General features: G+C 70.7%; 23 protein-coding genes. 10 read left to right on the forward strand and 13 right to left on the reverse strand.

Annotated elements, in window-relative coordinates; genetic code table 11:
- The first annotated feature begins 41 nt into the window (after nt 1-41).
- Entirely contained in the window at nt 42-2,459 is a 2,418-nt protein-coding gene (locus tag JHW38_RS07525; protein ID WP_207525354.1) for a penicillin acylase family protein, read from the forward strand.
- Nucleotides 2,460-2,584: 125 nt separating this feature from the next.
- Here JHW38_RS07525 and dapE read toward each other — a convergent pair whose 3' ends face one another.
- From dapE to map, 7 genes are all read right to left on the reverse strand, one after another.
- On the reverse strand, nt 2,585-3,730 hold the full coding sequence (dapE, locus tag JHW38_RS07530; protein WP_207525355.1) for a succinyl-diaminopimelate desuccinylase: 1,146 nt from the start codon (nt 3,728-3,730) through the stop codon (nt 2,585-2,587).
- A complete protein-coding gene (locus JHW38_RS07535) occupies nt 3,727-4,086 on the reverse strand; it encodes a Spx/MgsR family RNA polymerase-binding regulatory protein (protein ID WP_207525356.1) in 360 nt (119 codons plus the stop codon). Before JHW38_RS07535 ends, dapE begins: the two co-directional genes overlap by 4 nt.
- Nucleotides 4,087-4,093: 7 nt before the next feature.
- Entirely contained in the window at nt 4,094-4,531 is a 438-nt protein-coding gene (locus JHW38_RS07540) for a hypothetical protein (protein ID WP_207525357.1), read from the reverse strand.
- Nucleotides 4,532-4,628: 97 nt separating this feature from the next.
- Complete coding sequence (locus JHW38_RS07545; protein ID WP_207525358.1) at nt 4,629-5,099, reverse strand: hypothetical protein; 471 nt, start codon at nt 5,097-5,099, stop codon at nt 4,629-4,631.
- Between the two features lie 2 nt (nt 5,100-5,101).
- Nucleotides 5,102-6,031, reverse strand: coding sequence for a 2,3,4,5-tetrahydropyridine-2,6-dicarboxylate N-succinyltransferase (gene dapD, locus JHW38_RS07550; RefSeq protein WP_428995313.1), 930 nt, complete (start codon nt 6,029-6,031; stop codon nt 5,102-5,104).
- The gene (gene glnD, locus JHW38_RS07555) at nt 6,007-8,691 is read right to left on the reverse strand and encodes a [protein-PII] uridylyltransferase (RefSeq protein ID WP_207525360.1); all 2,685 of its coding nucleotides are present in this window, start codon (nt 8,689-8,691) and stop codon (nt 6,007-6,009) included. The genes dapD and glnD overlap by 25 nt, the downstream gene beginning before the upstream one ends.
- Entirely contained in the window at nt 8,688-9,464 is a 777-nt protein-coding gene (map, locus tag JHW38_RS07560; protein WP_207526288.1) for a type I methionyl aminopeptidase, read from the reverse strand. Before map ends, glnD begins: the two co-directional genes overlap by 4 nt.
- A gap of 451 nt (nt 9,465-9,915) precedes the next feature.
- Here map and rpsB point away from each other — a divergent pair, with 451 nt between their 5' ends.
- Together rpsB and tsf are read left to right on the forward strand one after the other, a co-directional pair.
- A complete protein-coding gene (gene rpsB / locus JHW38_RS07565) occupies nt 9,916-10,743 on the forward strand; it encodes a 30S ribosomal protein S2 (protein WP_207525361.1) in 828 nt (275 codons plus the stop codon).
- Between the two features lie 270 nt (nt 10,744-11,013).
- Complete coding sequence (tsf, locus tag JHW38_RS07570) at nt 11,014-11,895, forward strand: translation elongation factor Ts (RefSeq protein ID WP_207525362.1); 882 nt, start codon at nt 11,014-11,016, stop codon at nt 11,893-11,895.
- 252 nt (nt 11,896-12,147) lie between these two features.
- Here tsf and JHW38_RS07575 read toward each other — a convergent pair whose 3' ends face one another.
- The 4 genes from JHW38_RS07575 to JHW38_RS07590 all read right to left on the reverse strand — a co-directional run bounded on the left by JHW38_RS07575 (nt 12,148) and on the right by JHW38_RS07590 (nt 14,214).
- Nucleotides 12,148-12,555, reverse strand: coding sequence for a hypothetical protein (locus JHW38_RS07575; protein ID WP_207525363.1), 408 nt, complete (start codon nt 12,553-12,555; stop codon nt 12,148-12,150).
- 20 nt (nt 12,556-12,575) lie between these two features.
- Complete coding sequence (locus JHW38_RS07580; RefSeq protein ID WP_207525364.1) at nt 12,576-12,983, reverse strand: hypothetical protein; 408 nt, start codon at nt 12,981-12,983, stop codon at nt 12,576-12,578.
- Between the two features lie 59 nt (nt 12,984-13,042).
- Nucleotides 13,043-13,435, reverse strand: coding sequence for an SH3 domain-containing protein (locus tag JHW38_RS07585; protein ID WP_207525365.1), 393 nt, complete (start codon nt 13,433-13,435; stop codon nt 13,043-13,045).
- Between the two features lie 86 nt (nt 13,436-13,521).
- Nucleotides 13,522-14,214: an AIM24 family protein gene (locus JHW38_RS07590; protein WP_207525366.1), complete on the reverse strand. Its 693-nt coding sequence runs from the start codon at nt 14,212-14,214 to the stop codon at nt 13,522-13,524.
- 215 nt (nt 14,215-14,429) lie between these two features.
- On the opposite strand from JHW38_RS07590, the gene pyrH reads away from it, so the two are divergent.
- The gene (gene pyrH, locus JHW38_RS07595) at nt 14,430-15,152 is read left to right on the forward strand and encodes a UMP kinase (RefSeq protein WP_207525367.1); all 723 of its coding nucleotides are present in this window, start codon (nt 14,430-14,432) and stop codon (nt 15,150-15,152) included.
- Between the two features lie 260 nt (nt 15,153-15,412).
- On the opposite strand, the gene JHW38_RS07600 is transcribed toward pyrH, so the two are convergent.
- Nucleotides 15,413-18,001, reverse strand: a complete 2,589-nt coding sequence (locus tag JHW38_RS07600) for a M56 family metallopeptidase (protein WP_207525368.1) — start codon at nt 17,999-18,001, stop codon at nt 15,413-15,415.
- 1 nt (nt 18,002) lies between these two features.
- Nucleotides 18,003-18,389, reverse strand: coding sequence for a BlaI/MecI/CopY family transcriptional regulator (locus JHW38_RS07605; protein ID WP_207525369.1), 387 nt, complete (start codon nt 18,387-18,389; stop codon nt 18,003-18,005).
- Between the two features lie 204 nt (nt 18,390-18,593).
- Here JHW38_RS07605 and JHW38_RS07610 point away from each other — a divergent pair, with 204 nt between their 5' ends.
- The 6 genes from JHW38_RS07610 to rseP all read left to right on the forward strand — a co-directional run bounded on the left by JHW38_RS07610 (nt 18,594) and on the right by rseP (nt 25,030).
- Nucleotides 18,594-19,778, forward strand: a complete 1,185-nt coding sequence (locus JHW38_RS07610; RefSeq protein WP_207525370.1) for a cation diffusion facilitator family transporter — start codon at nt 18,594-18,596, stop codon at nt 19,776-19,778.
- A 319-nt stretch (nt 19,779-20,097) separates the two neighbouring features.
- Entirely contained in the window at nt 20,098-20,655 is a 558-nt protein-coding gene (gene frr / locus JHW38_RS07615; RefSeq protein WP_207525371.1) for a ribosome recycling factor, read from the forward strand.
- A 180-nt stretch (nt 20,656-20,835) separates the two neighbouring features.
- On the forward strand, nt 20,836-21,603 hold the full coding sequence (gene uppS / locus JHW38_RS07620; protein ID WP_207525372.1) for a polyprenyl diphosphate synthase: 768 nt from the start codon (nt 20,836-20,838) through the stop codon (nt 21,601-21,603).
- Entirely contained in the window at nt 21,600-22,454 is an 855-nt protein-coding gene (locus JHW38_RS07625; RefSeq protein ID WP_207525373.1) for a phosphatidate cytidylyltransferase, read from the forward strand. The genes uppS and JHW38_RS07625 overlap by 4 nt, the downstream gene beginning before the upstream one ends.
- Before the next feature lie 4 nt (nt 22,455-22,458).
- Entirely contained in the window at nt 22,459-23,664 is a 1,206-nt protein-coding gene (dxr, locus tag JHW38_RS07630; protein ID WP_207525374.1) for a 1-deoxy-D-xylulose-5-phosphate reductoisomerase, read from the forward strand.
- Between the two features lie 7 nt (nt 23,665-23,671).
- Nucleotides 23,672-25,030, forward strand: coding sequence for an RIP metalloprotease RseP (gene rseP, locus JHW38_RS07635; RefSeq protein WP_207525375.1), 1,359 nt, complete (start codon nt 23,672-23,674; stop codon nt 25,028-25,030).
- The last annotated feature ends 89 nt before the right edge of the window (nt 25,031-25,119 follow it).

Raw genomic sequence — 25,119 nt, forward strand, 5'->3', positions numbered from 1 at the left:
CGCTTCCGCATCGGCTAAGCTCGCCGGCACGGAGGACCCTCATGGCCAAATGGATCAAGCGCGTCGTACTCGCGCTGCTTTGCCTGTCCCTGCTCGTCGCCGGCGGCGCCTGGTGGCTGCTGCGCGGCAGCCTGCCGCAACTGGACGGAACGCCCGCGCTGAGCGGCCTGTCGGCGCCGGCCAAGGTCGAACGCGACGCGATCGGCGTGGTCACCATCGACGCCGCCAGCCAGATCGATGCGATGCGCGCGCTCGGCTACGTCCACGGCCAGGAGCGTTACTTCGAAATGGACCTGCTGCGCCGCACCGCCGCCGGCGAGCTGTCGGCGCTGTTCGGCGAACGCGCGCTCGACTACGACCGCCGCCATCGCGTGCACCGCCTGCGCGCGCGGGTAGAGGCGCAGCTGCCGGCGTTCTCCGGCGACAAGGCCGCGCTGTTGCAGGCGTACGCCGACGGCGTCAACGCCGGGCTGAAAGCGCTGTCGCGCAAGCCGTGGCCGTACCTGCTGCTGCGCAGCGATCCCGAGCCGTGGACGGTGACGGACTCGGCCTTGGTCGGCTATGCCATGTACTTCGACCTGCAAGGCGGCGACAACGCGCGCGAACTGACCCTGTGGCGGATCCAGCCGCACGTGCCGCCGGCGCTGTTCGCGTTGCTGACCAATCCCGGCAGCACCTGGGACGCGCCGCTGTACGGCGCGCCGTTCGGCGACGCGGCCCTGCCCGGCCCCGACGCGCTGGACCTGCGCAAGCTGCCGGCGCCGCCGGCGGGCACGCTGGTGCCGCTGCCGTTCCTCGACGAAATCGGCAGCAACAACTTCGCCGTCGCCGGCAGCCTCACCGCCGACCGCCGCGCCATCGTCGCCGACGACATGCACCTGGGCCTGCGCGCGCCGAACATCTGGTTCCGCGCGCGCCTGCGCTACCCGGACCCGCGCGCGCCGGACGGCAAGACCGACGCCGCCGGCTTCACCCTGCCCGGCCTGCCGGCGCTGGTGGTCGGCAGCAACGGCCATGTCGCCTGGGCCTTCACCAACAGCTACGGCGATTGGGCCGACTGGTCGCTGCAACCCGGCTGCTCCAGCCTGGCCAAGCCCGACGCCTGCGCCGGCCTGAAGACGTATGAGGAATCCATCGCCGTCGCCGGCCGCGCGCCGGAGAAGATGATCGTGCGCGAGACCGACTGGGGTCCGCTGCTGCACGACAACCCCGACGGCAGCGCGCTGGCGCTGCGCTGGAGCGCGCACCTGCCCGGCGCGCTCAACATGGGCCTGGCCGACCTGCTGCGCGCGCGCTCGGTCGACGACGCGCTGCAGGTCGCGCGCACGGTCGCGCTGCCGGTGCAGAACCTGGTCGTCGGCGACCGCGACGGCAAGATCGCCTGGCGCCTGCTCGGCCCGATCCCCGAACGCGAAGGCTCATGCTCGGCCGCGGCGCTGGTCGAAAACGCCGACGCCGGCGGCGGCCCGCTGCCGACGCCGACCTGCCCGCCGTGGGCGATCCAGACCGCCGACGCGCCGAACCTGGTCGCGCCGCCGTCGGGCCGGCTGTGGACCGCGAACACGCGCACGCTCGACGGCCTGGAACTCGAGCGCATCGGCCAGGGCGACTACGTGCTCGGCGCGCGCGCCGGCCAGATCCGCGACGGCCTGTTCGCCAAGCAGCGCTTCACCGAACGCGACCTGCTGGCGATCCAGCTCGACGACCGCGCGCTGTTCCTCAAGCACTGGTGGGACCTGCTGCAGCAAGAAGGCGCGCTCGCCGGCAAGCGCCCGGACCTGCCGGCGCTGGCCGCGCTGGCGAAAGCATCGGAACGTTGGGAAGGCCGCGCCGAGCCCGGCTCGGTCAGCTACCGCCTGGTCCGCGACTGGCGCCGCGCGGTGTTCACCCGCATCGTCAACGGCCTGACCGCGCCGGCCCAGGTCGCGCTCGGCGCGCAGTTCGAAATGCCCGACCTCAAGCAGACCGAAGGCGTGGTCTGGCCGCTGCTGACCCAGCGCCCGGCGCACCTGCTGCCGCGCAACGAACAGTCGTGGGACGGATTGCTCGAACACGCCGCGCAGGACGTGCTGGCCGAACTCAAGGTCCGGCCCGGCGCGGACGCGGCGGCGCAACTGGCCAAGCACACCTGGGGCGAACACAACACCGCCTCGATCTGCCACCCGCTGGCCTCGGCCCTGCCCGGCTTCGCACGTTCGGCGTTGTGCATGCCGCCGGACCAGTTGCCCGGCGACGCGGCGATGCCGCGCGTGCAGCGGCCGGGCTTCGGCGCGTCCGAACGCATGGTGGTCTCGCCTGGCCACGAAGCCGACGGCATCGTGCACATGCCCGGCGGCCAGAGCGGCCACCCGCTGTCGCCGTTCTGGGGCGCGGGGCACGACGATTGGGTGCACGGCCGGCCGACGCCGTTCCTGCCGGGGCCGGCGAAGTACACGATGACCCTGGAGCCGGCGAAGTAAGTTCGGTGCCTCCCTGTAGGAGCGGCGCGAGCCGCGACTGCGACAACACAACTACGCCGCAACTTTCATCGTAGCTGTGTTGTCGCAGTCGCGGCTCGCGCCGCTCCTACAGGTAGCAACCCCGCTTAAAGCATCAACCGCTCGATCAACGTCAAATACAGATCCGGCAACGCCTCCAGATCCGCCACCGACACGTTCTCGTCGACCTTGTGGATGCTCGCATTGACCGGCCCGATCTCGATGCACTGCGCCCCCAGCGGCGCGATGAAACGCGCATCCGACGTCCCGCCGCCGGTGCTCTCCTCCGGCGCCGCGCCGGCGAACTGCGCCAGCACGTCGCGCGCGGCCGCGCGCAACGGGCCTTCCGGGGTATAGAACGGCTCGCCGCCGCGGAACCACGCCAGTTCGTACTGCAAGCCATGCGCTTGCAGCACCGCTTCGCATTCGCGCTCCAGCCGCTCGGCGTTCCAGCTCGGATTGAAGCGCAGGTTGAACAGCACCTGCAGTTCGCCCGGGATTACGTTGTTGGCGCCGGTGCCGGCGTGGATGTTGCTGATCTGCAGCGAGGTCGGCGGGAAGGTTTCGTACCCCTCGTCCCAACGCCGCGCCGCCAGTTCCGACAGCGCCGGCATCGCCTGATGGATCGGGTTGCGGGCCTTGTCCGGATAGGCCACGTGGCCCTGCACGCCGATCACCTTGAGCGTCGCCGACAAGGTGCCGCGGCGCCCGACCCGCAACAGATCGCCGAGCTTGCGCGTCGACGAGGGTTCGCCGGTCACGCACCAGTCGATGCGCTCGCCGCGCGCGCGGAAGGTCTCGGCGACGCGGCGCACGCCGTCGATGGCATCGCCCTCCTCGTCCGAGGTCAGCAGCAGTGCGACGCGGCCGCGATGGCGCGGATGCGCCGCGGCGAAGCGCTCCAGCGCGACCACGAACGCGGCCACGCTGCCCTTCATGTCGGCAGCGCCGCGGCCGTACAGCACGCCGTCGCGGATTTCCGGCGCGAACGGATCGCTGGCCCAGCTCTCCACCGGGCCGGACGGCACCACGTCGGTGTGGCCGAGCAGCACCAGGGTCGGGCCGTCGCCGTCGCCGTCGCCGTGGGTCGCCCACAGATTGTCGACCTCGCCGTAGCGCAGACGCTCGCACGCGAAACCGGCGCGCTGCAGGCGCTGCGCGATCAAATCCTGGCAACCGAGGTCCGCCGGCGTCACCGACGCGCGCGCGATCAGGTCGCAGGTCAACGCCAGCACCTCGCTGCACGCGCTCATGCGCCGATCCCGAACCGCTGCTTGAAGCCGTTGTCGCTGAACCCCTGGGTCACCTTGCCGTCGTCGGTGACCACCACCGGCCGCCGGATCAGCTGCGGGTATTCCTTGAGCAGCAGCTTCCACTCCGCGTCCGACGCCGGTTCCTTGCGGTTCGGCGGCAGCGTGCGCCAAGTGGTCGAGGACTTGTTGATCAGCGATTCCCAGCCGCCGAGCTGGGTCTTCCACTCGATCAGCGTCTCCGGCGTCTGCCGGTTGTCGCGGTAGTCGACGAAGGTGTGGGCGACGCCGAAGCGGTCGAGCCACTTGCGGGCTTTCTTGCAGGTGTCGCAGTTGTTCAATCCGTACAGCGTGGTCATGACTGCCTCATCGATTGTTCTTGAGCGTTGCTATGCGGTCTTCCAGTTCCTTGGCCAAGGGATGCCGCGAGAACGGAACCAGGCTCGCCGCAGCGAACGCCGGCGCGAAAACGATCTTGTCGCCCAGCACGCCGGGAGCGGCGAGCACCAGGGTCAGGCGGGTCGGGTCGGAATTTCGGGTGATCCGCACCTCGACCACGTCGCGCAGAAACAGCGCCTGCTCCAGCGCGCCCTTGCGCACCACAAGCCGGTCGCCGTCGTCGAGCACTTCGTCCGCCAGGTCCCACACATAGGCGCGCATGACGAAAAAACCGAACAGCATCAGCGCCGGGGCGAGCGCCACCGGGACGAGCTGCAACGGCCTGTGGCGCACGGCGAAGAAGAAATACACGGCAAGCAGGCCGAACCAGATCGCCGGGAAAGCGCGCTTGTGCCAAACCGTCATCGACGTCGAAATCCTGCGCATGGCTATTCCTTGTGCGAACGCGCCGACTCGGCAATAGCGAACGCGAGCCTTCGCACTCGCCGGCCAGGCGCAGCGCTCACGCATGCAGGCGCAGCATCTGCGCGCGAGCCATCAGCTCATTGGCGAGCGGATGCTCGACGTAGGGAAACCAGCGGATGCGCCTGGGGATGAAGACGATCGTATCGCCGAGCCGGCCCGGCTTGCGCAGGGTCAGGATCAGGCGCTCGGGGTTGTGGCCGAAGCCGCGGCGGATCGTCGCGACATCGCGCAGCATCACTTTTTCTTCGACGCCGCCCGAGCGCACGAGCAGATGGTCGCCGCCGTCGACGACTTCATCGACCAAGTGCCGCGCCATCGCCCGCTGGATCGCCGCCGCCAGCGCGACGACGCCGGCGGCGAAGATCAGACTGAGCGGATTCCACGGCCGGTTGAACACCCCGCCCACCAGCATCGCCGCGAGCACGACCAAGGCCATGCCCGGAAACGGCTGCTTCACCCACCGGGTCATCAGCGAATGCGAGAGGACGGACGCAGCCGGCGAGCCCATGCTCAGTCCGCCAATCCGCGCAACAACTCGTTGATGCTGGTCTTCGACAGCGTCTTCGCATCCACCTGCTTGACGATCACCGCGCAATACAGCGAATGCGATCCGTCCTTGGCCGGCAGCTGGCCCGACACCACCACGCTGTACGGCGGCACCGAGCCGTAGCTGATCTCGCCGGTCGCGCGGTTGTAGACGCGGGTGCTCTGGCCGAGGAACACGCCCATGCCGATTACGCTGTGGTGGCCGACGACGAAGCCTTCGACCACTTCCGAACGCGCGCCGATGAAGCAGTGGTCCTCGATGATGGTCGGCGAGGCCTGCAGCGGTTCCAGCACGCCGCCGATGCCGGCGCCGCCGGACAGATGGCAGTGCTTGCCGATCTGCGCGCACGAACCGACCGTGGCCCAGGTGTCGACCATCGTGCCTTCGCCGACGTGCGCGCCGATGTTGACGAAGCTCGGCATCAGCACCACGTCCTTGCCGATGTAGGCGCCGCGGCGGGCGATCGCGCCGGGCACGACGCGCGCGCCGAGCTTGCGGAAATCGGCTTCGCCGTAGCCTTCGAAGCGCGCCGGGACCTTGTCCCAGAACGGCGCCGGATCGGCTTCGACCACCTGCATGTCGTTGACCCGGAAGTACAGCAGCACGGCCTTCTTGAGCCACTCGTTGACCTTCCAGCCGCCCTTGCCGTCGGGCTCGGCGACGCGGAACTCGCCCTGCTCCAGGCCCGAGATCACCCGCTCCACGGTCGGCCGGGTCGAGCCTTCGACCTCGTCCGGGGTCAGCATGGTGCGGCGCTCGAACGCGCTGTCGATCATGAACTTGAGTTCGTCGGGACCCGGCGCCTCGGGCTTCTTCTTGGCGACCTTCTTCGCGGTCTTCTTGGCGGCGGGGCTCTTGGGCGGCGGGCTCATCGGTTTTCTCCTTCGAGGCAGGCCAGCAGCGCGTCGCGCAGGGCCTGCTGTTGCGTTGCATCGAGCGCGAGATCGCGCTCGTCGGTGATCTGGAACACGTCCTCGGCGCGTTCGCCGAAGGTGGCGATGCGCGCGTCGTACACGCGCAGCTTCTGCCGGCGCAGGGTCTGGGCGACGTCGGCGAGCAGGCCCGGGCGGTCGGTGCAGACCAGGCTCAGGGTGGTCCGCGGCCTGGCCTGGTCGTCCTGGTTGTAGGCGGAAAACTCGATCTGCGGGGCGATGCGGAAATGGCGCAGGTGGCGCGGCTGCGCGCGCCGCGCCGGACGGATCTTGTCGAGCGCGCCGGCCAGCGTCGCGGCCAGGCGGCGCTCGACGTCTTCGGCGCTCGGCGGCTGGCGCGGATCGGTCGGCACCACTTCGAAGGTGTCGAAGATAGCGTTGTGCGGGCCGTCGAGCACGCGCGCCTGCTGGATCGCCAGCCCCAGCCGGTCGAGCGTGGCCACGATCGCCGCGAACAGGCCGTCGCGGTCGGGCGAATGCACGAACACTTCGAGCGCGCCGGCATGCGCGCCGCCGTGGGCGCTGACCGGCCGCGCGCGCACCCGGGTGTCGCCGAGCGCGACGCCGCGCAGCGACGCCGCCTGCCACGCGATCTGATCGGGACGGCCGCGCTGGAACGCGATCTGCGGCATGCGCGCGAACAGCGCGGCGATGTCCTCGTCGCGCGCGCCGAACGCGGCCAGCATCGCGTGCGCGGCCTCGCGCGTCTCCGCGGCGCGCTCCTCGCCGGCGACCGGATGCTCCAGGCCGCGGCGCAGGGCCAGCCGGGTGGCGGTGTACAGGTCGGCCAGCAGCCGGTCCTTCCACGCGTTCCACAACTTCGGCGAAGTGCCGGCGATGTCGGCGCAGGTCAGCAGGTACAGATGGTCCAGATGCTCGCGGTCGGCGACCTTGCTGGCGAAGCGGTGGATCACCTCGGGATCGGCGATGTCCTGCTTCTGCGCGGTCACCGACATCAACAGGTGCTGGCGCACCAGCCATTCGACCAGGGCGGTATCGGACTCGCTCAGCCCCATCGTCGTGCCGAACGCGCGCGCATCGTCGCCGCCGAGTTCGGAATGGTCGCCGCCGCGGCCCTTGGCGATGTCGTGGAACAGGCCGGCCAGCAGCAGCAATTCGGGCTTGCGCAGGCGCGGCCACACTTCGTGGGCGATGCTGAAACGCTCGTCGGCCACGCCGGAGGCGAAGCGCGCGAGATTGCGCAGCACCGCCAGGGTGTGTTGGTCGACGGTGTAGACGTGGAACAGATCGAACTGCATCCGCCCCGAGACTTTCGAGAACGCCGGAATCCAGCGCCCCAACACGCCGAGGCGGGCCATGCGTTCGAGCGCGTGCACCGGATGCGGGCCGCGCAGGATCTTCAGGAAGCGCTCGCGCAGCGCCGGTTCGGCCTGTTCGAAGCCCGGCACCTTGGCCAGCGCCTCGGCCAGCGCGCGCGCGGTGCGCGAGTGCAGGCCGCGGATCTCGTCGTGCGCGGCCCAGGCCGCGAACAATGCGAACACGTCGGCGGCGTCGTTCGGCCAATGCGGGTCGCGCGCGGCGATGTAATCGCGGCGCAATTCGAATGCTTCGTACGGCGCGCCCAACGGCACCGGCGCGGCCTCGCCTTCGATCTGTTCCTCGAACCGCTGCAGCAGGCGCTCGCCGACCCGCTGCACCAGCGCGGCGCTGCGGTAGAAGCCCTGCATCATCTGCTCGACGGCGAGGTTGTCGGCGCTGTCGACGTGGCCCAGGCGTTCGGCCAGCACTTTCTGGTAATCGAAGCGCAGCCGCTCCTCGCGCTTGCGCGCGACCAGGTGCAGGCCGAAGCGCAGCCGCGACAGCGCGCGGCGCTCGCGTTCCAGGGTGGCCCATTCGTCGGCGCCGAGCTGGCCGATCGAGACCAGCGATTCGAGGTCGGAGGTGCCGATGATGCGCAGCGCCATCCAGTGCAGGGTCTGCACGTCGCGCATGCCGCCGGGGCCTTCCTTGAGGTTGGGCTCGAGGTTGTCGGCGGTGTCGCCGTAGCGCGCGTGGCGCTGGCGCAGTTCGTCGCGCTTGGCGACGAAGAACTCGCGCGCCGGCCACACCTGCGACGGCGCGATCGACGCCTGCAGCGCCATGCGCGCGACCGCGTCGGCGGCGATCGGACGCGCTTCCAGCATCGCGGTCAGCACGGTCAGGTCGCTGCCGGCCTCGGTGCATTGCGCGGCCGAACGCACCGCGTGGCCGACCGGCAGGCCGGCGTCCCACAGGCTGGCGAAGAAGCAGCCCAGCTGTTCGGCCTGCGCGGCCTGGGCCTCGGGTTCGGCCAGCACCAGCAGGTCGATGTCCGATTGCGGGAACAGTTCGCCGCGGCCGTAGCCGCCGACCGCGAACAGCGCCAGCGGCGCGCCGTCGGCGATGCAGGCGCGCCACGCCGCGCGCACCTGCGCGTCGACCGCGTCGGCGCGCGCGCGCAGCAGTTTGTCGATGTCGGCGTCGCCGCCGTTGTCGAAGCGTTCGGCCAGCGCCGCGTCGACCGCGGCGAGCGCGGCGCGGATCGCGGCGGGGCTGCCGGGCGCGGCTTCGGGGGCGACGGCGGCGGCAGCGGCCGCCGCTGCGGGCGTCGCCGAGCGTTCGTCGGCGACGGGGCCGGTCATAGGTCGTTGTCGTCGCCGGGCACGCGGGTCAGGATCTCGACCCCGTCTTCGGTCACCGCGACGGTGTGCTCCCACTGCGCCGACAGCTTGCGGTCCTTGGTCACCACGGTCCAGCCGTCCGGCAGGGTCTTATGCCGGTAGGTGCCTTCGTTGATCATCGGCTCGATCGTGAAGGTCATGCCGGGAACCAGCTTGATGCCCTCGCCCGGACGGCCGACGTGCAGCACCTGCGGTTCTTCGTGGTAGACCCGGCCGATGCCGTGGCCGCAGTAATCGCGCACCACGCTGAAGCGCTCGGCTTCGGCGTAGGTCTGGATGATGTGGCCGAGGTCGCCGAGGGTCGCGCCGGGCTTGACGAAGCGGATCGCGCGGAACATCGCCTCGCGGGTCACGTCGACCAGGCGCCGGGCCATGACCGACGGCGTGCCGGCGTAGTACATGCGGCTGGTATCGCCGTGCCAGCCGTCCTTGATGACGGTCACGTCGATATTGACGATGTCGCCGTCCTTGAGGATCTTCGAATCGCTGGGAATGCCGTGGCAGATGACGTTGTTGACCGAGGTGCACACGGTCTTGGGAAAACCTTTGTAGCCGACGTTGGCCGGGATCGCCTTCTGCACGTTGACGATATGGTCGTAGCAGATGCGGTCCAGCTCGCCGGTGCTGACGCCCGGCTTGACGTAGGGGGCGACGACCTGGAGCACTTCGGCGGCCAGGCGGCCGGCGACGCGCATCTTCTCGATCTCTTCGGGGGTCTTGATGGAAATGGCCATGCCGGCATTATCGCTCATTCAGGCTGCCAGGATCACCGCAGCGCACGGTCCGCAGCGTGCCGCGGCGGGCCATTGAAACGGTCTCACGCCTCCTAGAGACCTCGCCAGCGCTCGCGGGAGGCCCTCTGCGCAAGCCCCGAGGCCCGGCCGAAACCGCCGATTTGCTCCAAGCCCCCGTCGCGGCTACAATTCCGCGGCTCTGCGACCGGACCGCCCTTCATCGGGACCCGACCGCAGCCGTCCACGCCGGACGTCACCGGCGAATTCACACCTGACGCCATCCCCCGTGCCGGGGTGCCGCCCAGGGTCCGGAGCCGCAGGCTCCGCCCCGCAGCGGTTCGGACACGGAAGCGTCGGGGAGGCCCAACCCCGGAACCACGCGCCCGCGCTCGCCGCGGACGCAGCGCCCACACCTTTCGCGGCGCGGTTCCACTGCCTTCGGAGTTTTGCAATGCCCCAGATCACCATGCGTCAGATGCTGGAAGCCGGCGTCCACTTCGGCCACCAGACCCGCTACTGGAACCCCAAGATGGGTCCGTACATCTTCGGCGCGCGCGGCAAGATCCACATCATCAACCTCGAGAAGACCGTTCCGCTGTTCAACGACGCGATGAACTTCATCTCGGGCATCGCCCAGAAGCGCGGCACCATCCTGTTCATCGGCACCAAGCGCTCGGCGCGCGAGTCGATCAAGGAAGAAGCCGAGCGTTGCGGCATGCCGTTCATGACCCAGCGCTGGCTCGGCGGCACCCTGACCAACTTCCGCACCGTCAAGCAGTCGGTCTCGCGCCTGAAGGAACTGGAAGCCGGCGAAACCGACGGCACCTTCCAGAAGATGGTCAAGCACGAAGTGCTGGGCCTGCGCCGCGAGCGCGACAAGCTGGAAGCCTCGCTGGGCGGCATCAAGGACATGAACCGTCTGCCCGACGCGCTGTTCGTGATCGACATCGGTCATGAAGACATCGCGATCAAGGAAGCCAAGAAGCTCGGCATCCCGGTCATCGCCGTGGTCGACACCAACTACAACCCGGAACTGGTCGACTACGCCATCCCGGGCAACGACGACGCCATCCGCGCCGTGCAGCTGTACGCCCGCGCCGCCGCCGACGCCGTGCTCGAAGGCAAGGCCGCTTCGCCGACCGCCGGTGGCGTGCGCGAAGAAGACTTCGCCGCCGAAGCCGGCAGCGAAGACGCCGGCAAGGACGACCGCAAGGCTCCGCGCGGCCGCGCTCCGGCCAAGAAGCCGGCCGGCAAGCCGGACGCCGCTGCGGCCGAGTAATCGGCCCGCAGTCGCCGCACCGTCATGCAGCCGCGCGACACTGCGCGGCTGCGACACCCCGCATCCGCTCCCGCAGGAGCGGCGTAAGCCGCGACAGAACGAAGCTCCGCGCGCGAACCATCAGAGCCCGATCCGGCTCTGGCGCGCGCATCGGAGCGAAAGGCTGGCCGGACACCATCGCTCCGGCCGATTTCGCGCATTGCGCCGCTTCGGTTTGTCGCGGCTTACGCCGCTCCTGCGACGAGCCACACGAATACCCGAGGTAATCTCATGGCTGAAATCACCGCTTCCCTAGTCAAGGAACTCCGCGAGCGCACCGGCGCCGGCATGATGGAGTGCAAGAAGGCTCTGACCGAAACCGCCGGCGACCTGGAAGCCGCCGTCGAGTGGCTGCGCAAGTCCGGCGCCGTCAAGGCCGAGAAGAAGGCCGACCGCGTCGCCGCCGAAGGCCGCATCGCGGTCGCCCAGGACGGCGGCAAGGCCGTGCTGGTCGAGATCAACTCGGAAACCGACTTCGTCGCCAAGGACAGCAACTTCCTCGCCTTCACCGACGCCGTCGCCCAGGTCGCGCTGACCTCCGGCGCCGCCGACGCGGAAGCGCTGAAGGCGGCCAAGCTGCCGAGCGGCGAGACCGTCGAGGAAACCCGCGCCGCGGTCATCGCCAAGGTCGGCGAGAACCTGCAGGTGCGTCGCCTGGTCCGCCTGGACAGCGCCAACAACGTCGCGGCCTACGTGCACGGCGGCAAGATCGGCGTGCTGATCGAGCTCAAGGGCGGCGACGCCGAGCTGGCGCGCGGCATCGCGATGCACGTGGCGGCGATGAACCCGCCGCACATCAAGGCGTCCGACGTCCCGGCCGAGTTCGTGGCCAAGGAAAAGGAAATCGAGCTGGCCAAGATGTCCGAGAAGGACAAGGCCAAGCCGGCCGACATCCTGGAGAAGATCATCAGCGGCAAGATCGCCAAGATCGTCAACGAAGTCACCCTGTACGGCCAGCCGTACGTGCTGAACTCGGACCAGACCGTCGAGCAGGCGGTCAAGGCCGCCGGCGCCGAGGTGATCACCATGACCCGTCTGGTCGTGGGCGAAGGCATCGAGAAGCAGACCGACGACTTCGCCGCCGAAGTCATGAAGCAGGCCGGTCTGGCGTAAGCCGCCGCGTTCCAGCTTGCAGTACGAAAAAGGCCGCGGATTCCGCGGCCTTTTTCTTTGTTGGAGCGAGCATTCTTTGCCGGAGCGCGCGAGCGGGCATCGGGCTCAGGCCGAGACCTTAGCTTATGTGGAGGGCCTTCGGCCCCGACGCTTTTCCGCCGGTTCGAAGCGATCCGGGACAAAAGCGTCGGCCTGAGGGCCTTCCCACAGGAGTTGGCCGCGGTCCGCATTGCCCATCGACCGCTCGACCGCTCAGCCGGCCATCAGCTCGATCCAGCGGCCGTGCACCCAGCCCGACTTGCACGGCCCGCGATACGGCTGCCGCTCGGCGATCGGCGCGCTCACGCCGCAGCGGCCGAGCCGCGAATCGGCGTAGACCACCGCGACCCATTCGCCGCGCTGGCCGCACATCATCACTTCGCGGTTTTCGCCGAGCTTGTCGGTCGTCGCATACGCCGCGCCGGGACCGGCGCGCACCGCCAGGAAGCCGTCGCCATCGGCCTTGAGGCCGTGCACGCGACCGAGCGAGCCGCAAGCGTCGAGCACCGCGTCGCCGCCGACCGTCACCGGCACCGCGCGCGGCGGCGCGGCCACGCTCGCGTTCGCGCACAACGCCAACGCCAAGGTCACCGCGATCGGCGCCGATTTGCGTGTTTTCATCGCGCTTTCCCCGCAACGCCTCAACCGGCGACCACTTCGATCCAGGCCGTATTGACCCAACCGGATTTGCACGGGCCGCGGTAGACCTCGATCTCGGCGATGGCCGAGCTCACGCCGCATACGCTGGGGTCCGCGTCGGTCGGCGCGTAAACCACGGACGTCCAGCCGCCGCGGTTTCCGCACAGATAGACCAGGCGCCCGTTGCCGAGCTTGTCGAGCATGCGGTGGTCGGCGCCGGGACCGGCGCGCACGGCGAGAAAACCGTCGCCGTCGGCCTTGAGCCCGCGCACCCGCCCGGTCGCACCGCAGGCGTCCCATTCCTCGCTGCCGCCGACTTCGACCGGCACCGCGCGCGGCGGCGCGGCCTCGGCCGGAACCGCGGGCAACGCCAGCGCTATCGTCAGCAACGCCGCTTCGATCGGTTTCATCGCAATACTCCTTTATCGCTGCGCAAATTTTCGGGATCCGATGCCGCGCACGGACGGCGTCAGCCGGCGACGATCCGGATCCAGTTCCAGTGCACCCAGCCGGACTGGCACGGCCCGCGGTAGCGGCGGATATCGGCCGAGTCGGGCTCGCAGCGCATGCCCGAGCCCGGCGGCGGAAACATCACCGACACCCAGCGGCCTTCGCTGCGGCACAGCCGGACCCGGCGTCCGTCGCCGAGCGAGCCGACCTGCGCATGGCCGGTGCCGGGCCCCTCGCGCACGGCCAGGAAGCCATCGCGCCCGGCCTTGAGCCCGACCACTTCGCCGATCGACTCGCAGGGGCCGCCCGCGCCGATGTCGCCCACCGGCGTGGACGCCGGCGGCTCGGCCGCGGCCGCAATCGCGAACAGCGCCATCGCGCCGCCCAGACACATCGCCATCGTTCGATTCATCGCTGCGCTCCTTGCAGACCTGCCCGGCCTCGCCGCCCGCACGGGCGCGCCGCCGCGGCGGCACGCGCGCGAGGGCGCCGCCAGGTTTACTCGCCGCCCTGGAAATAGACCTCCTCGTACGGCTGCACCACCACCCAGCCGGTGCCGGCGAACTTGAGCTGGACGCTCTCGCCCGAGCCGCGGCCGAACAGCGTGCCCAGCGAGATGTCGGTGACGATGTCCGGGCTCAGCCCGCCCGACCAGGCCACGGTGGCGTTGGGGTCGGTGAACACCGGCTGGTCCGGGGTCACCGCCAGGGTCAGCGGCTCGTAATGCGAGGTGATCGCGACCACGCCGCTGCCGCTGAGCTTGATGTTGAACAGGCCGCCCGAGACCATCCCGGCGACCTTGCGCATCATCTTGATGTCGGAGGCGATGCCGTCCTCGTAAGCCAGCACGTCGTTGCCGTTGACGAAGATCGATTCGCCGTTCAGGCGCAGCAGGGTGATCTTCTTGCCGGCGTCGGCGACGTAGACGCGGCCCTGGCCTTCCATCTTCATCAGCTGGGTGCCTTCGCCGCTGATCGCCTTCTTCAGCAGGTTGGTCAGGCCCTGCTCCATCAGCCCCTGGCGCACGAACTTGACCCCGCCGCGGTAGGCGACCATCGAGCCGGCCTTGGCCCAGACCCGGCCGTTGAGCTTGACCTCGAGCAGGTGCGAGCTTTCCAGCTCGAAGGTTTCGGCGCTGAGGTCCTTCTGCTTGGAGCTCTCGAGGAATTCGTTGAGGTTCTTGATCGTCACTAGCCATCTCCTTGGACAATGCGCGGCGCGCCGGGGGCGGCGCCGGCCGCGGCGGTTCCTGGTCGGACCTGCCGCGGCGATCATACAGGCTGGATCTTGCCGGCCGGGCGCGCCGCGAACCGCCCGAAGCGCTGCGGCCGGCCCATTCCCGCACGCCGCGGGCGCCGGGCATAAGCTACAATTCCGCCCGTTTTCCGCCTCCCCCGAGATATCCCATGTCCCAGCTCGCCTATCGCCGTGTCCTGTTGAAACTTTCCGGCGAAGCGTTGATGGGAGACGAGGATTACGGCATCGATCCCAAGGTCATCGGCCGGCTCGCGCGCGAAGTCATCGAAGTGCAGCAGGCCGGCGCCGAAGTGGCGCTGGTGATAGGCGGCGGCAACATCTTCCGCGGCGCGGGCCTGGCGGCCGGCGGCATGGACCGGGTCACCGGCGACCAGATGGGCATGCTGGCCACGGTCATCAACGCCCTGGCGATGCAGGATTCGCTGGAAAAGCTCGGCGCCAAGGTGCGGGTGATGAGCGCGATCAAGATCAACGACGTGTGCGAGGACTACATCCGCCGCCGCGCGATCCGCCATCTGGAAAAGGGCCGCATCGCGATCTTCGCCGCCGGCGTCGGCAGCCCGTTCTTCACCACCGACTCGGGCGCCGCGCTGCGCGCGATCGAGATCGGCGCCGACCTGCTGCTCAAGGCGACCAAGGTCGACGGCGTGTACGACAAGGATCCGAAGAAGCACAGCGACGCGGTGCGCTTCGACAAGCTCAGCTACGACGAAGTGATCAGCCGCGACCTGCAGGTGATGGACACCGCCGCGTTCGCGCTGGCGCGCGACAGCGAACTGCCGCTGCGCATCTTCGACATGAGCCAGCCGGGCGTGCTGCTGAACATCCTGCGCGGCGCCGACATCGGCACCCTGGTGCAGGGCCGCGGCTGAAGCCGGCGGGCCGCGCGCGACAGCGTCGCGGCGAGCGGATAAAGAGACGGCCTCGGGCGCGCTGCGACCGGGGCCGTTGCCTTATGCGGGGGCGCATCGGGCAAGAGTCGCTTGGCGGCGCCCGCCAGGATCGGCGCGCCGGGTCAGCGACCAGGGGATTCGAAGTTCAGATACGCGTAGCGCTCAAGCTGCGCCGGGGTTCGACCGCGCACAGCCGCGACCCGCGGCCCGGACGCCGGCTACGGCCGGTTCGTCCCGCCTTATTGCATCGTCGCCGCTTGCGCGGCCGCGCTGGCCTCGCGGTCGATCGCGTCCATATCCATCGCCTGCACAGCGCGCCGGGCCTCGCGGCCGATCGCGTCCGCACCCATCGCCTGCACGGCGCGCTCGGCCTCGCGGCCGATCGCAGCCGCACCCATCGCCCGCACGGCGCGTTCGGCCTCGCGGCCGATCGCGGCCGCACCCATCGCCCGCACGGCGCGCTCGGCCTCGCGGCCGGTCGCGTCCGTACCCATCGCCCGCGCGGCGCGCTGGGCCGTGTCGGCCAGGGCCAGCAGACGGGCGCGATCGGACGCGGCGATGCGGCCCTCGCGATGCGCCTGCTCGATGTCGCGATGCGCCTGCTGAGTCTCGCGCACGGCCTGCGCGATATCGCGCTGTGACGCCGCCGACGCCAGCAGTCGCAAGCGCGCGGCGGCGAGCGCGGCCTGGCGGCCGGTCGCTTCTGCATTGCGCTGCGCCTTGTCGGCATCGCGCTGGGCTTGTTCGTCGTTGCGCCGCGCGCGCTCGTCGTTGCGGCGGGCCTGCTCGTCGTTGCTCCGTGCTTGTGCGTCGTTGCGCCGGGCCCGCTCCGCATCGCGGCGCGCCAACGCACCGTTGCGGCGCGCCTGTTCCGCGTCGAGACGGGCCCGCTCGCCGTTGCGCTGGGCCTCCTGCGCGTCGCGGCGGGCCTGCTCGCCGGCGCGGCGCGCGTCCTCGCCGGCACGGCGCGCTTGCTCGCTGTCGCGCACGGCCTGCTCGCGGGCGCGTCGCCCTTCGGCGATGGCGCGATCGCCGGCGCGCACGGCCTGCTCGCGGGCGCGTCGCCCTTCGGCGATGGCGCGCTCGCCGGCGCGCAGGGCCTCCTCGCGGGCGCGCTGCCCCTCGGCGCGGGCACGCTCGCCTTCGCGCTGGGCTTCCTCACGAGCGCGCTGGGCCTCACGCAAGCCCTCCTCGCGGGCACGCTTGCCCTCACGCTGGGCTTCCTCGCGGGCGCGGGCGCCCTCGCGCTGGGCTTCCTCGCGGGCGCGTCGGCCTTCGGCGCGCGCCTGCTCGGCATCGCGCTGGGCCTGCTCGGCGTCGCGGCGGGCCTGCTCGGCATCGCGCAGCGCCTGCTCGCGGTCGTGCCTGGCTTCTTCGCGCGCGCGCGCCGCCTCGGCCTGGGCGCGGCGCGCTTCGGCGCGCGCCTCGCCGCTGGCCACGCCGGCTTCGCGCATCGCCTTGTCGGCCTCGCGCATGGCCTTGGCGGCTTCGACTTCGGCCTTGGCCGCATCGCGCTGCAGGCCGTCCAGATGGGCGCGGGTCGCGGCGTCGCGCACCGGCTCGTAGCGGCCGTCGTCGTAGACGCGGAAGTACTGACCGTTCTTGACCGCCCACACGCGCGGATCGCCGTTGTTGATCTCGGTGATGCGCTGTTCGCCGTCGGCGGACTTGCCGTGGTGGATGGTGACCTTGGAATCCTCGCGTACCGTCGATGCGCCGCTCGCGGCGACGCTGATCGACGGCGCGACGATCACCGTCGTTGCCGCCGTGGTCGCGGCCGCGTCCGCGGCGGCCGCGGTGACCTTGTACGGCACCAGCCCCAGCAGCGCCACCGCGGCGGCCAGCGCGATCCCGCCCAGACGCGCGGGGGAGGTCGAGTTCTGCAGCATCAGCAATCTCCGTTTCAGAACGGTATAGGTGGGCGACGCGCCGGCCAGGGCCGCCGCCGGCCGCGGCGCCACGCCCAGGCGCAGCAACAGCCGGCCGTAGTCGTGGGCGGCGTAGCGGCGGCTGTCGAGCACGGACGCGTCGCAGGCTTGCTCGCGGGCGATCGCGTATTCGCGCGCGATCAGGTGGGCGAGCGGATGGAAGAAGAACAGGCAGCGCGCCAGCGCCGGCACCCAGCCCCACCACAGGTCGCGGCGGCGCAGATGGGTCAGTTCGTGGTGCAGGGCCATCGCCAGCTCGTCGTCGCTGAGCTGGGCCAGTTGCCGCTGCGGCAGCAGCACGGTCGCCGGCGGGCCGACCAGTTGCGGCGAATCGATCTGCGCCGACACCCGCAGCGGCGGCAGCCGGCCCAGGCCGAGGCTGGCGCCGAGCGCGCGGTAGGCGCTCAGCGCCGGCGCGTGTTCGCAATCGCGCGCGCCGGCGACGTGGCGGCGCATGCGCAGGTAACTGCGCGCGCCCAGCGCGGCCAGCACGATCAGCCCGGCCAGCCACAACGCGGCGAACGCCGCCGGCCAGGACAGCCATTCGATCGCGATCGGCGCGGCCGCGGGCGCGGCGGCGGCTTCGCTGCGCGTGGCCAGCTCGCGCGTCACCAGGAACGGCAGCTGCGCGGTCGGCGACAGCTGCGGCGCCGCCGGCGCGGCCGCGGCTTCGGCCGCCTGCCGCCACTGCGCCGGCAACAGCGGCAGTTCCAGCGGCGCCGGCCACAGCGCGCCGAGCAGCAGCTGCAACGACGCGCACCACCACAGCCAGCAGCGCACCGCCGCGCTCGGCCGCAGCCAGCGCACCAGCAGCACGATCGCCGCGACCAGGAACAAGGACTGCAATCCGGCCGCGAGCAGCCGCGGCAACCAGGTTTCGCCGATCCACTGGAGCGTCATGTCAATCCTCCTTGCGCCGCGCTTTCAGATCGGCGACCAAGCCTTGCAGCTCGGCCAGTTCTTCGTCGCTGACGTCGGCGCGCTGCGACATCCACGCCACGAACGGCGACAGCGAGCCTTGCAGGGTGTTGGCGACGAAGCTGCCGACCGCCGAACGCATCACGTCGTCGGCCGGGGTCTGGGTGGAATAGCGGTACACGCCGCCGACCTTGCGCCGGCGCAGGTAGGCCTTGGCGCGCAGCCGCTCCATCATCGTCAGCACGGTCGAACGGGCCAGCCCGCGCGCCTCGCCGTAATCGGCCGCGACCTCGCCGACGGAGGCGTCGCCGGATTCGGAGATGTGGTTCAGCAGCGCCAGTTCCTGGTCGCCGATCGACTTGCGCGCCATCGCCTTCCCTCTTAGCTACACGTGTAGTCACTGTGCCGATGACTACAACTGTCGTCAACGTGACTGAAGTCATGGGCCGGGCGGTCCGCCCGTGCCCGCTGCGACGTCCGGGATTGGGATTCGTCGAAGCCGATCATGGTTTAAGCCGCCCGCGCCGCGGCCCTGTAATAGTGTTCGCGGCGGCGGCCGTGACAGCATTCGCGCATGCACTCGCACAGCCATTCCCACGGCGGCCACGGCCACCACCACGGCCCCGGCGGCCACCACCACGGCCTGGAAAGCGGCACCCGCGCGTTCGCCGTGGTGACCCTGATCAATCTGGCCTACACCGCGCTGGAAGCCGGCTACGGTTTCTGGACCAACTCGCTGGCGCTGCTGTCCGACGCGCTGCACAACTTCGGCGACGTGGTCGGCCTGGGCCTGGCCTGGGGCGCGGCGGTGCTGGCCAAGCGCTTGCCGACCGACCGCCACACCTACGGCTGGCGCCGCGCCACCCTGCTCTCGCCGCTGGCCAATTCGCTGCTGCTGGTCGGCTTCTCCGGCGCGCTGGCGTGGGAAGCGATCCGCCGCTTCGACGCGCCGCCGGCGATTCCGGCGCTGCCGGTGATCGTGGTCGCCGCGCTCGGCATCGCGGTCAATCTCGGCGCGGCGTGGCTGGTGCGCGCCGGCCACGAGCACGATCTCAATCGCCGCGGCGCGTTCCTGCACCTGATGGCCGACGCCGCGGTGTCGCTGGCGGCGGTACTGGCCGGCGCCGGCATGTGGCTGACCGGCTGGGAATGGCTGGATCCGGCGATCGCCCTGCTGATCGGCGCGGTGGTCGCGGTCGGCGCGTTCGGCCTGCTGCGCGAGAGCTTCAACGCGGCGATGGACGCGGTGCCGGCGAGCATCGACCGCCGCGAGGTGGAATCGCTGTTGCTCGCGCAGCCCGGGGTGCTGGCCGTGCATCACCTGCACATCTGGTCGCTGGGCGCGGGCGAGATCGCGATGACCGCGCACATCGTGCGGCCCGACGACCGCGACCACGACGTCTTCATCGACACGCTCAACCGCGAGCTCGACCGCCGCTTCAACATCAACCACCCGACCCTGCAGGTCGAACACGGCAGCGCCTGCGAGCACGACCGCCACGACCGCGCGCCGCACGGGCGCGCCGCAGGCGGCCGCCACGATCATGGCCACGGCGGTCACGATCATGGCGATCACGGCCACGATCACGGCGATCACGATCACCGGCACGACCACAGCCATGCCGGCGCCCACGCCTGCGCCGGCCACGATCACGCCGCCGCCGACCACGACGAGGCCGCCCGCGCCGCCGATGCGCGCGAGCGCGAGCTCGAGCGCCACGACCACCCGCGCCAGCACAGCCACGCCCCGCACGGCTGAACCCCGATGCTGCAATGCAGCGCAAGCCGCATCGGGCGCGGCGGCTGAACCCAGGCCGCGCCCCGGCGCGCGCAAAAACGTGATCGCGAACGCGCCGCGGGCCATCCGCGGCGATCGCGCCGGCGCCTGAAAATCCCGCCGCCCGGCGCACGACGCCGCGCCGCTGCGCACGCTTTTCGCCCTTCCCCGCAGCGCCCGCAGCGCGTCCGCGCCGCCCCCGGACGCGGCCCGCGCGCCCCCGGCCGCGGCCGGCGTGGTCCGCAAAACCCGCCGCAGCCCATATAATCCCGCGATTACCGTTACTGGACCGGAGCCGGCGATGCTCAACGACATCAAGAAAGACGCACAGAACCGCATGGCCAAGAGCGTGGAAGCGTTCCGCCACGATCTGACCAAGGTCCGCACCGGCCGCGCCTCCGCCGCGCTGGTCGACCACCTGAAGGTCAACTACCACGGTTCGGAGATGCCGTTGAACCAGGTCGCCAGCGTCCAGGTCAGCGACGCGCGCACCCTCACCATCACCCCGTGGGAAAAGCAGATCGTCGGCGCGGTCGAGAAGGCCATCCTCGCCTCCGACCTCGGCCTGACCCCGAACACCGCCGGCACGGTGATCCGCATCAACCTGCCCGCGCTGACCGAAGAACGGCGCAAGGAACTGACCAAGGTCGTGCACAGCGAGAGCGAGAACGCCAAGGTGGCGATCCGCAACATCCGCCGCGACGCCAACCATCAGGCCAAGGAACTGCTCAAGGACAAGAAGGTCACCGAAGACGAGCTGCGCGGCTTCGAAGGCGACATCCAGAAGGTCACCGACAGCGCGATCAAGGACGTCGACGGCGTGGTCAAGGCCAAGGAACAGGAACTGATGGCGGTCTGAGCCGACGCGGCGATCCGGCACTGAACTTCCGCGCCGCGCGCGGGTCCAGTTCCCCGGTTCGCCGCTGCCGACGGCCGGCGCGCCGGCTCGATCCGGGCCTGCGCGGCCCGAGCCGGCACGAACCTAGCCCGCACGACCCGCTTCCCGCCCTTCCCGCCTGAGGTTTCCGTCATCGGCGCCATGCCTTCCGAGCCCGCCACCGCCGCGCCCGCACGCATCCCGCGCCACCTCGCCGTGATCATGGACGGCAACGGCCGCTGGGCCGAGCGCCGGCGCCGTCCGCGCATCATCGGCCACCGCGCCGGCGCGCGCGCGGTCAACGTGTGCATCGATTTCTGCATCGAGCGCGGCGTCCAGGCGCTGACCCTGTTCGCCTTCTCCAGCGAAAACTGGGGCCGGCCCGAGGACGAGGTCGGCGGCCTGATGAAGCTGTTCCTCAACGCGCTGGAGCGCGAGGTCGAGGAACTGCACCGGCGCGGCGTGCGCGTGCGCTTCATCGGCGAGCGCGGCCGCTTCTCCGACAAGATCCGCGAGCGCATGGCCGCGGCCGAGCGCCAGACCGAAGCCAACACCGTCCTGCACCTGACCATCGCCGCCAGCTACGGCGGCCGCTGGGACATCGCCCAGGCCGCGCGTTCGCTGGCCCAGGACGTGGCCGCCGGGCGGCTCGCGCCGGACGCGATCGACGAACGCCTGCTGGCCGCGCGCATGTGCCTGGCCGACCTGCCGGCGCCGGACCTGTTCATCCGCACCGGCGGCGACACCCGCATCAGCAATTTCCTGCTGTGGCAGCTGGCCTACACCGAACTGTGGTTCACCGAAGCGCTGTGGCCGGAACTGGACGCGGCGATGCTGCAACGCGCGCTGGACGAGTTCGCCGGGCGCGAGCGCCGTTTCGGCCTGACCGGGGCGCAGATCGCGGCCCAGACCAACGAGACCGTTGAATGACCCAAACCCGCCTGATTGCCGCGCTGGTGATGGCTCCCGTGGCGATCGCCGCGATCCTGCTGCTGCCGACCCCGTGGATGATCGCGGCGGCCGCGGTCGTGTTCCTGGCCGGGCTGTGGGAGTGGTTCGATCTGGCCGAGATCGAGGACACCCTCTCGCGCACCGTGCTGCTGGTGGTGCACATGGCGCTGATGGTGGCGATCGTGTGGGCCTCGCGCGGCGGCGGCGCCGGCGATCCGGCCCAGCCGCCGTCGATGGTGCTGTTCAAGATCGCCTCGCTGGTCGGGGTGATCTGGTGGCTGCTGGCCCTGCTGTGGCTGCAGCGCTTCAACTTCGCCAGCGACCACCGCACCTATGCGCGCATGTTCAAGCTGGCCGCGGCCGCGCTGAGCGTGATCCCGGCCTGGTGCGCGCTGACCTGGATCCACGCCGACGGCCCCAACGGCCACTGGTGGCTGCTGACCGCGCTGGCGGTGGTGTGGGCGGCCGATTCGGGCGCGTATTTCGCCGGGCGCAAGTTCGGCATGCTCAAGCTGGCCCCGCGGGTCAGTCCGAACAAGACCGTGGAAGGCCTGATCGGCGGCGCCGTGGCCGGCGTCGCGGTCGGCGTCGGCCTGTCGCTGCTGGCCGGCGCGAGCGCCGCCCAGCTGCCGTGGGTCGCGCTGGTGTCGCTGGTCGCGGTGCTGTTCTCGGTGGTCGGCGACCTGTTCGAAAGCCTGCTCAAGCGCCACGCCGGGGTCAAGGACTCCGGGCATCTGATCCCGGGCCACGGCGGCGTGCTCGACCGCATCGACGGGGTGCTCGCGGCGCTGCCGGTGTTCGCCCTGGGCAAGGCCATTTTCGGGTTCTGAGCCGATGACCCTGCCGCAACGCAACGTCGCCGTGCTCGGCGCCACCGGTTCGATCGGCGCTTCGGCGCTGGACGTGATCGCCCGCCATCCGCAGGCGCTGCGCGCCAGCGTGCTCGCCGCCGGCGGCAAGGTCGAAGCCTTGCTGGCGCTGTGCGAGCGGCATCGTCCCGAACACGCGGTGATCGCCGACCCGGCCGGTTTCGACGCCCTGCGCGAGGGCCTGCGCGCGCGCGGGCTGGCGACCCAGGCGCACCAGGGCGACCAGGCCCTGGTCGAGCTGGTCGGCTCGGACGCCTGCGACACCGTGGTCGCCGCGATCGTCGGCGCCGCCGGCCTGGATTCGACCCTGGCCGCGGCCCGCGCCGGCAAGCGCCTGCTGCTGGCCAACAAGGAATCGCTGGTGCTGGCCGGCGAGCTGCTGATGCGCGCCGCGCACGAGGCCGGCGCGACCATCGTGCCGATCGACAGCGAGCACAACGCGATCTTCCAGTGCCTGCCCGACGCCCACGCCCACGCCGGGCTCAAGCGCATCCTGCTGACCGCCTCGGGCGGGCCGTTCCGCGGGCGTACACGTTCGCAGTTGGGCGAAGTCACCCCGGAACAGGCCGTCGCCCACCCGAAGTGGTCGATGGGCCCGAAGATCTCGGTCGACTCCGCGACCCTGATGAACAAGGGCCTGGAAGTGATCGAGGCGCACCACCTGTTCGGCCGCGCGGACCCGTCCGCGCCGCTGCCGATCGAGGTGCTGGTGCATCCGCAAAGCCTGGTCCATTCGCTGGTCGAATTCGTCGACGGCTCGACCCTGGCCCAGCTCGGCCTGCCGGACATGCGTACCTCGCTGGCGGTCGGCTTCGGTTGGCCGCGGCGGATCGAATCGGGCGTGGCCGGATTGGACCTGCTGGCCCACGGCAAGCTCGAATTCGAGCGCCCCGACCTGGACGCCTTCCCCTGCCTGCGCCTGGCCTTCCAGGCCCTGGCCGCCGGCGGCACCGCGCCGGCCACGCTCAACGCCGCCAACGAAGCGGCGGTTTCAGCGTTTCTTCAGCGCCGTGTGGGTTTCCTAGCGATACCCGCGCTGGTCGAGGACACCCTCGCCGCGCTCCCGTCCACCCCGGCCAGCTCGCTGGCGGCGCTGCGCGAGGCCGATGTCCAGGCCCGCCGCCACGCCGAGCAGGCGATCGGCCGCGCCGCCCGACCCTTGCGAGCCTGATCCGGCCATGAGCGAAATCCTGGGCTCCCTGTGGTGGCTCATCATCAGCATCGGTTTGCTGGTGACTTTCCACGAATTCGGCCATTTCTGGGTCGCCCGCCGCTGCGGGGTCAAGGTGCTGCGCTTCTCGGTCGGCTTCGGCAAGCCGCTGTGGATGCGGGTCGGCAAGGACGGCACCGAATACGCGATCGGGCGCATCCCGCTCGGCGGCTACGTCAAGATGCTCGACGAGCGCGAGTACGAGATCGGCGAAGCGCTGCAGCCCTACGCGTTCAACCGCAAGCCGGTGTGGCAGCGCATCGCGATCGTGGCTGCCGGCCCGGTCGCCAACCTGGTCCTGTGCGTGGCCTTCCTGTGGGGCATGTTCGTGATCGGCCGGCCGGATTTCGCCCCGGTGGTCGGCGCCAGCACCGGCATCGCGGCCGAGTCCGGCCTGCGTCGCGGCGATCTCATCGAATCCGTCGGCGAGCGCGCCACCCCGACCTGGAGCGAGGTGCAGATGGCGCTGACCCTCGGCGCGCTCGACCGCCAGGACCTGCCGGTCAAGGTCCGCGCCGAGAACGGCAGCGAACTGGTCCGGACCCTGCGCCTGACCCGGCTGCCGGCCGAATTCGACCAGCGCCGCGCGGTCCAGGCGATCGGCCTGAGCGGGCGCCACGAGCTGGTGCCGGCGGTGATCGGCCGGGTCCTGCCCGACAAGCCCGCCTGGCGCGTGCTGGCCGAGGGCGACCGCATCACCGCCCTCGACGGCGACCCGATCCCGAGCTGGAACGACCTGCCCGCGGCGGTCGCCCGGCTCGGCGAGCGCGGCGGCAAGGCCATGATCGAAGTGCAGCGCAACGGCGACCGCCTGGCGCTGGAAATCCAGCCGGGCCGGCTGAACGTGGACGGCAAGGAGTTCTGGGGCTTCGGCATCGAGCCGGCCACCCCGGCCCCGCCCAAGCGCGACGCGGTGCTGCGCTACGGCCCGCTGGCGGCGGTGCCGGCGGCGCTGCGCGAGAGCTGGCACCAGGCCGGCGAGCTGTACGCGATGATCGGCCGCGCCTTCAGCGGCCGGGTGTCGCTGCAGAACACCGTGGCCGGCCCGGTCACCATCGGCCGCGCCGCCAACGCCTACGCCAACAACGGCCCGGCCTGGTACCTGCAATTGCTGGCGATGCTGTCGCTGAGCCTGGGCATTCTGAACCTGCTGCCGATCCCGATCTTGGACGGCGGACACCTGCTGTATTACCTTATCGAGCTTGTTAAGGGCAGCCCGGTCAGCGAGCGAGTCATGGCGGCCGGGCATTTCGTCGGCCTGGCGTTGATCGCGAGCCTCATGGGCCTGGCGTTCTACAACGACATCTTGAACAACCTGGTGCGCTGAATGCCGGCCTGACGCTCGCTCCAACGCTACGCCCACACCCTCAAAGCCCGCTCCGCACCCCCTGCCAGCGCCTTAGCGCGGCAAACCAG

The sequence above is a fragment of the Lysobacter enzymogenes genome (assembly GCF_017355525.1).
GTDB lineage: Bacteria > Pseudomonadota > Gammaproteobacteria > Xanthomonadales > Xanthomonadaceae > Lysobacter > Lysobacter enzymogenes_C.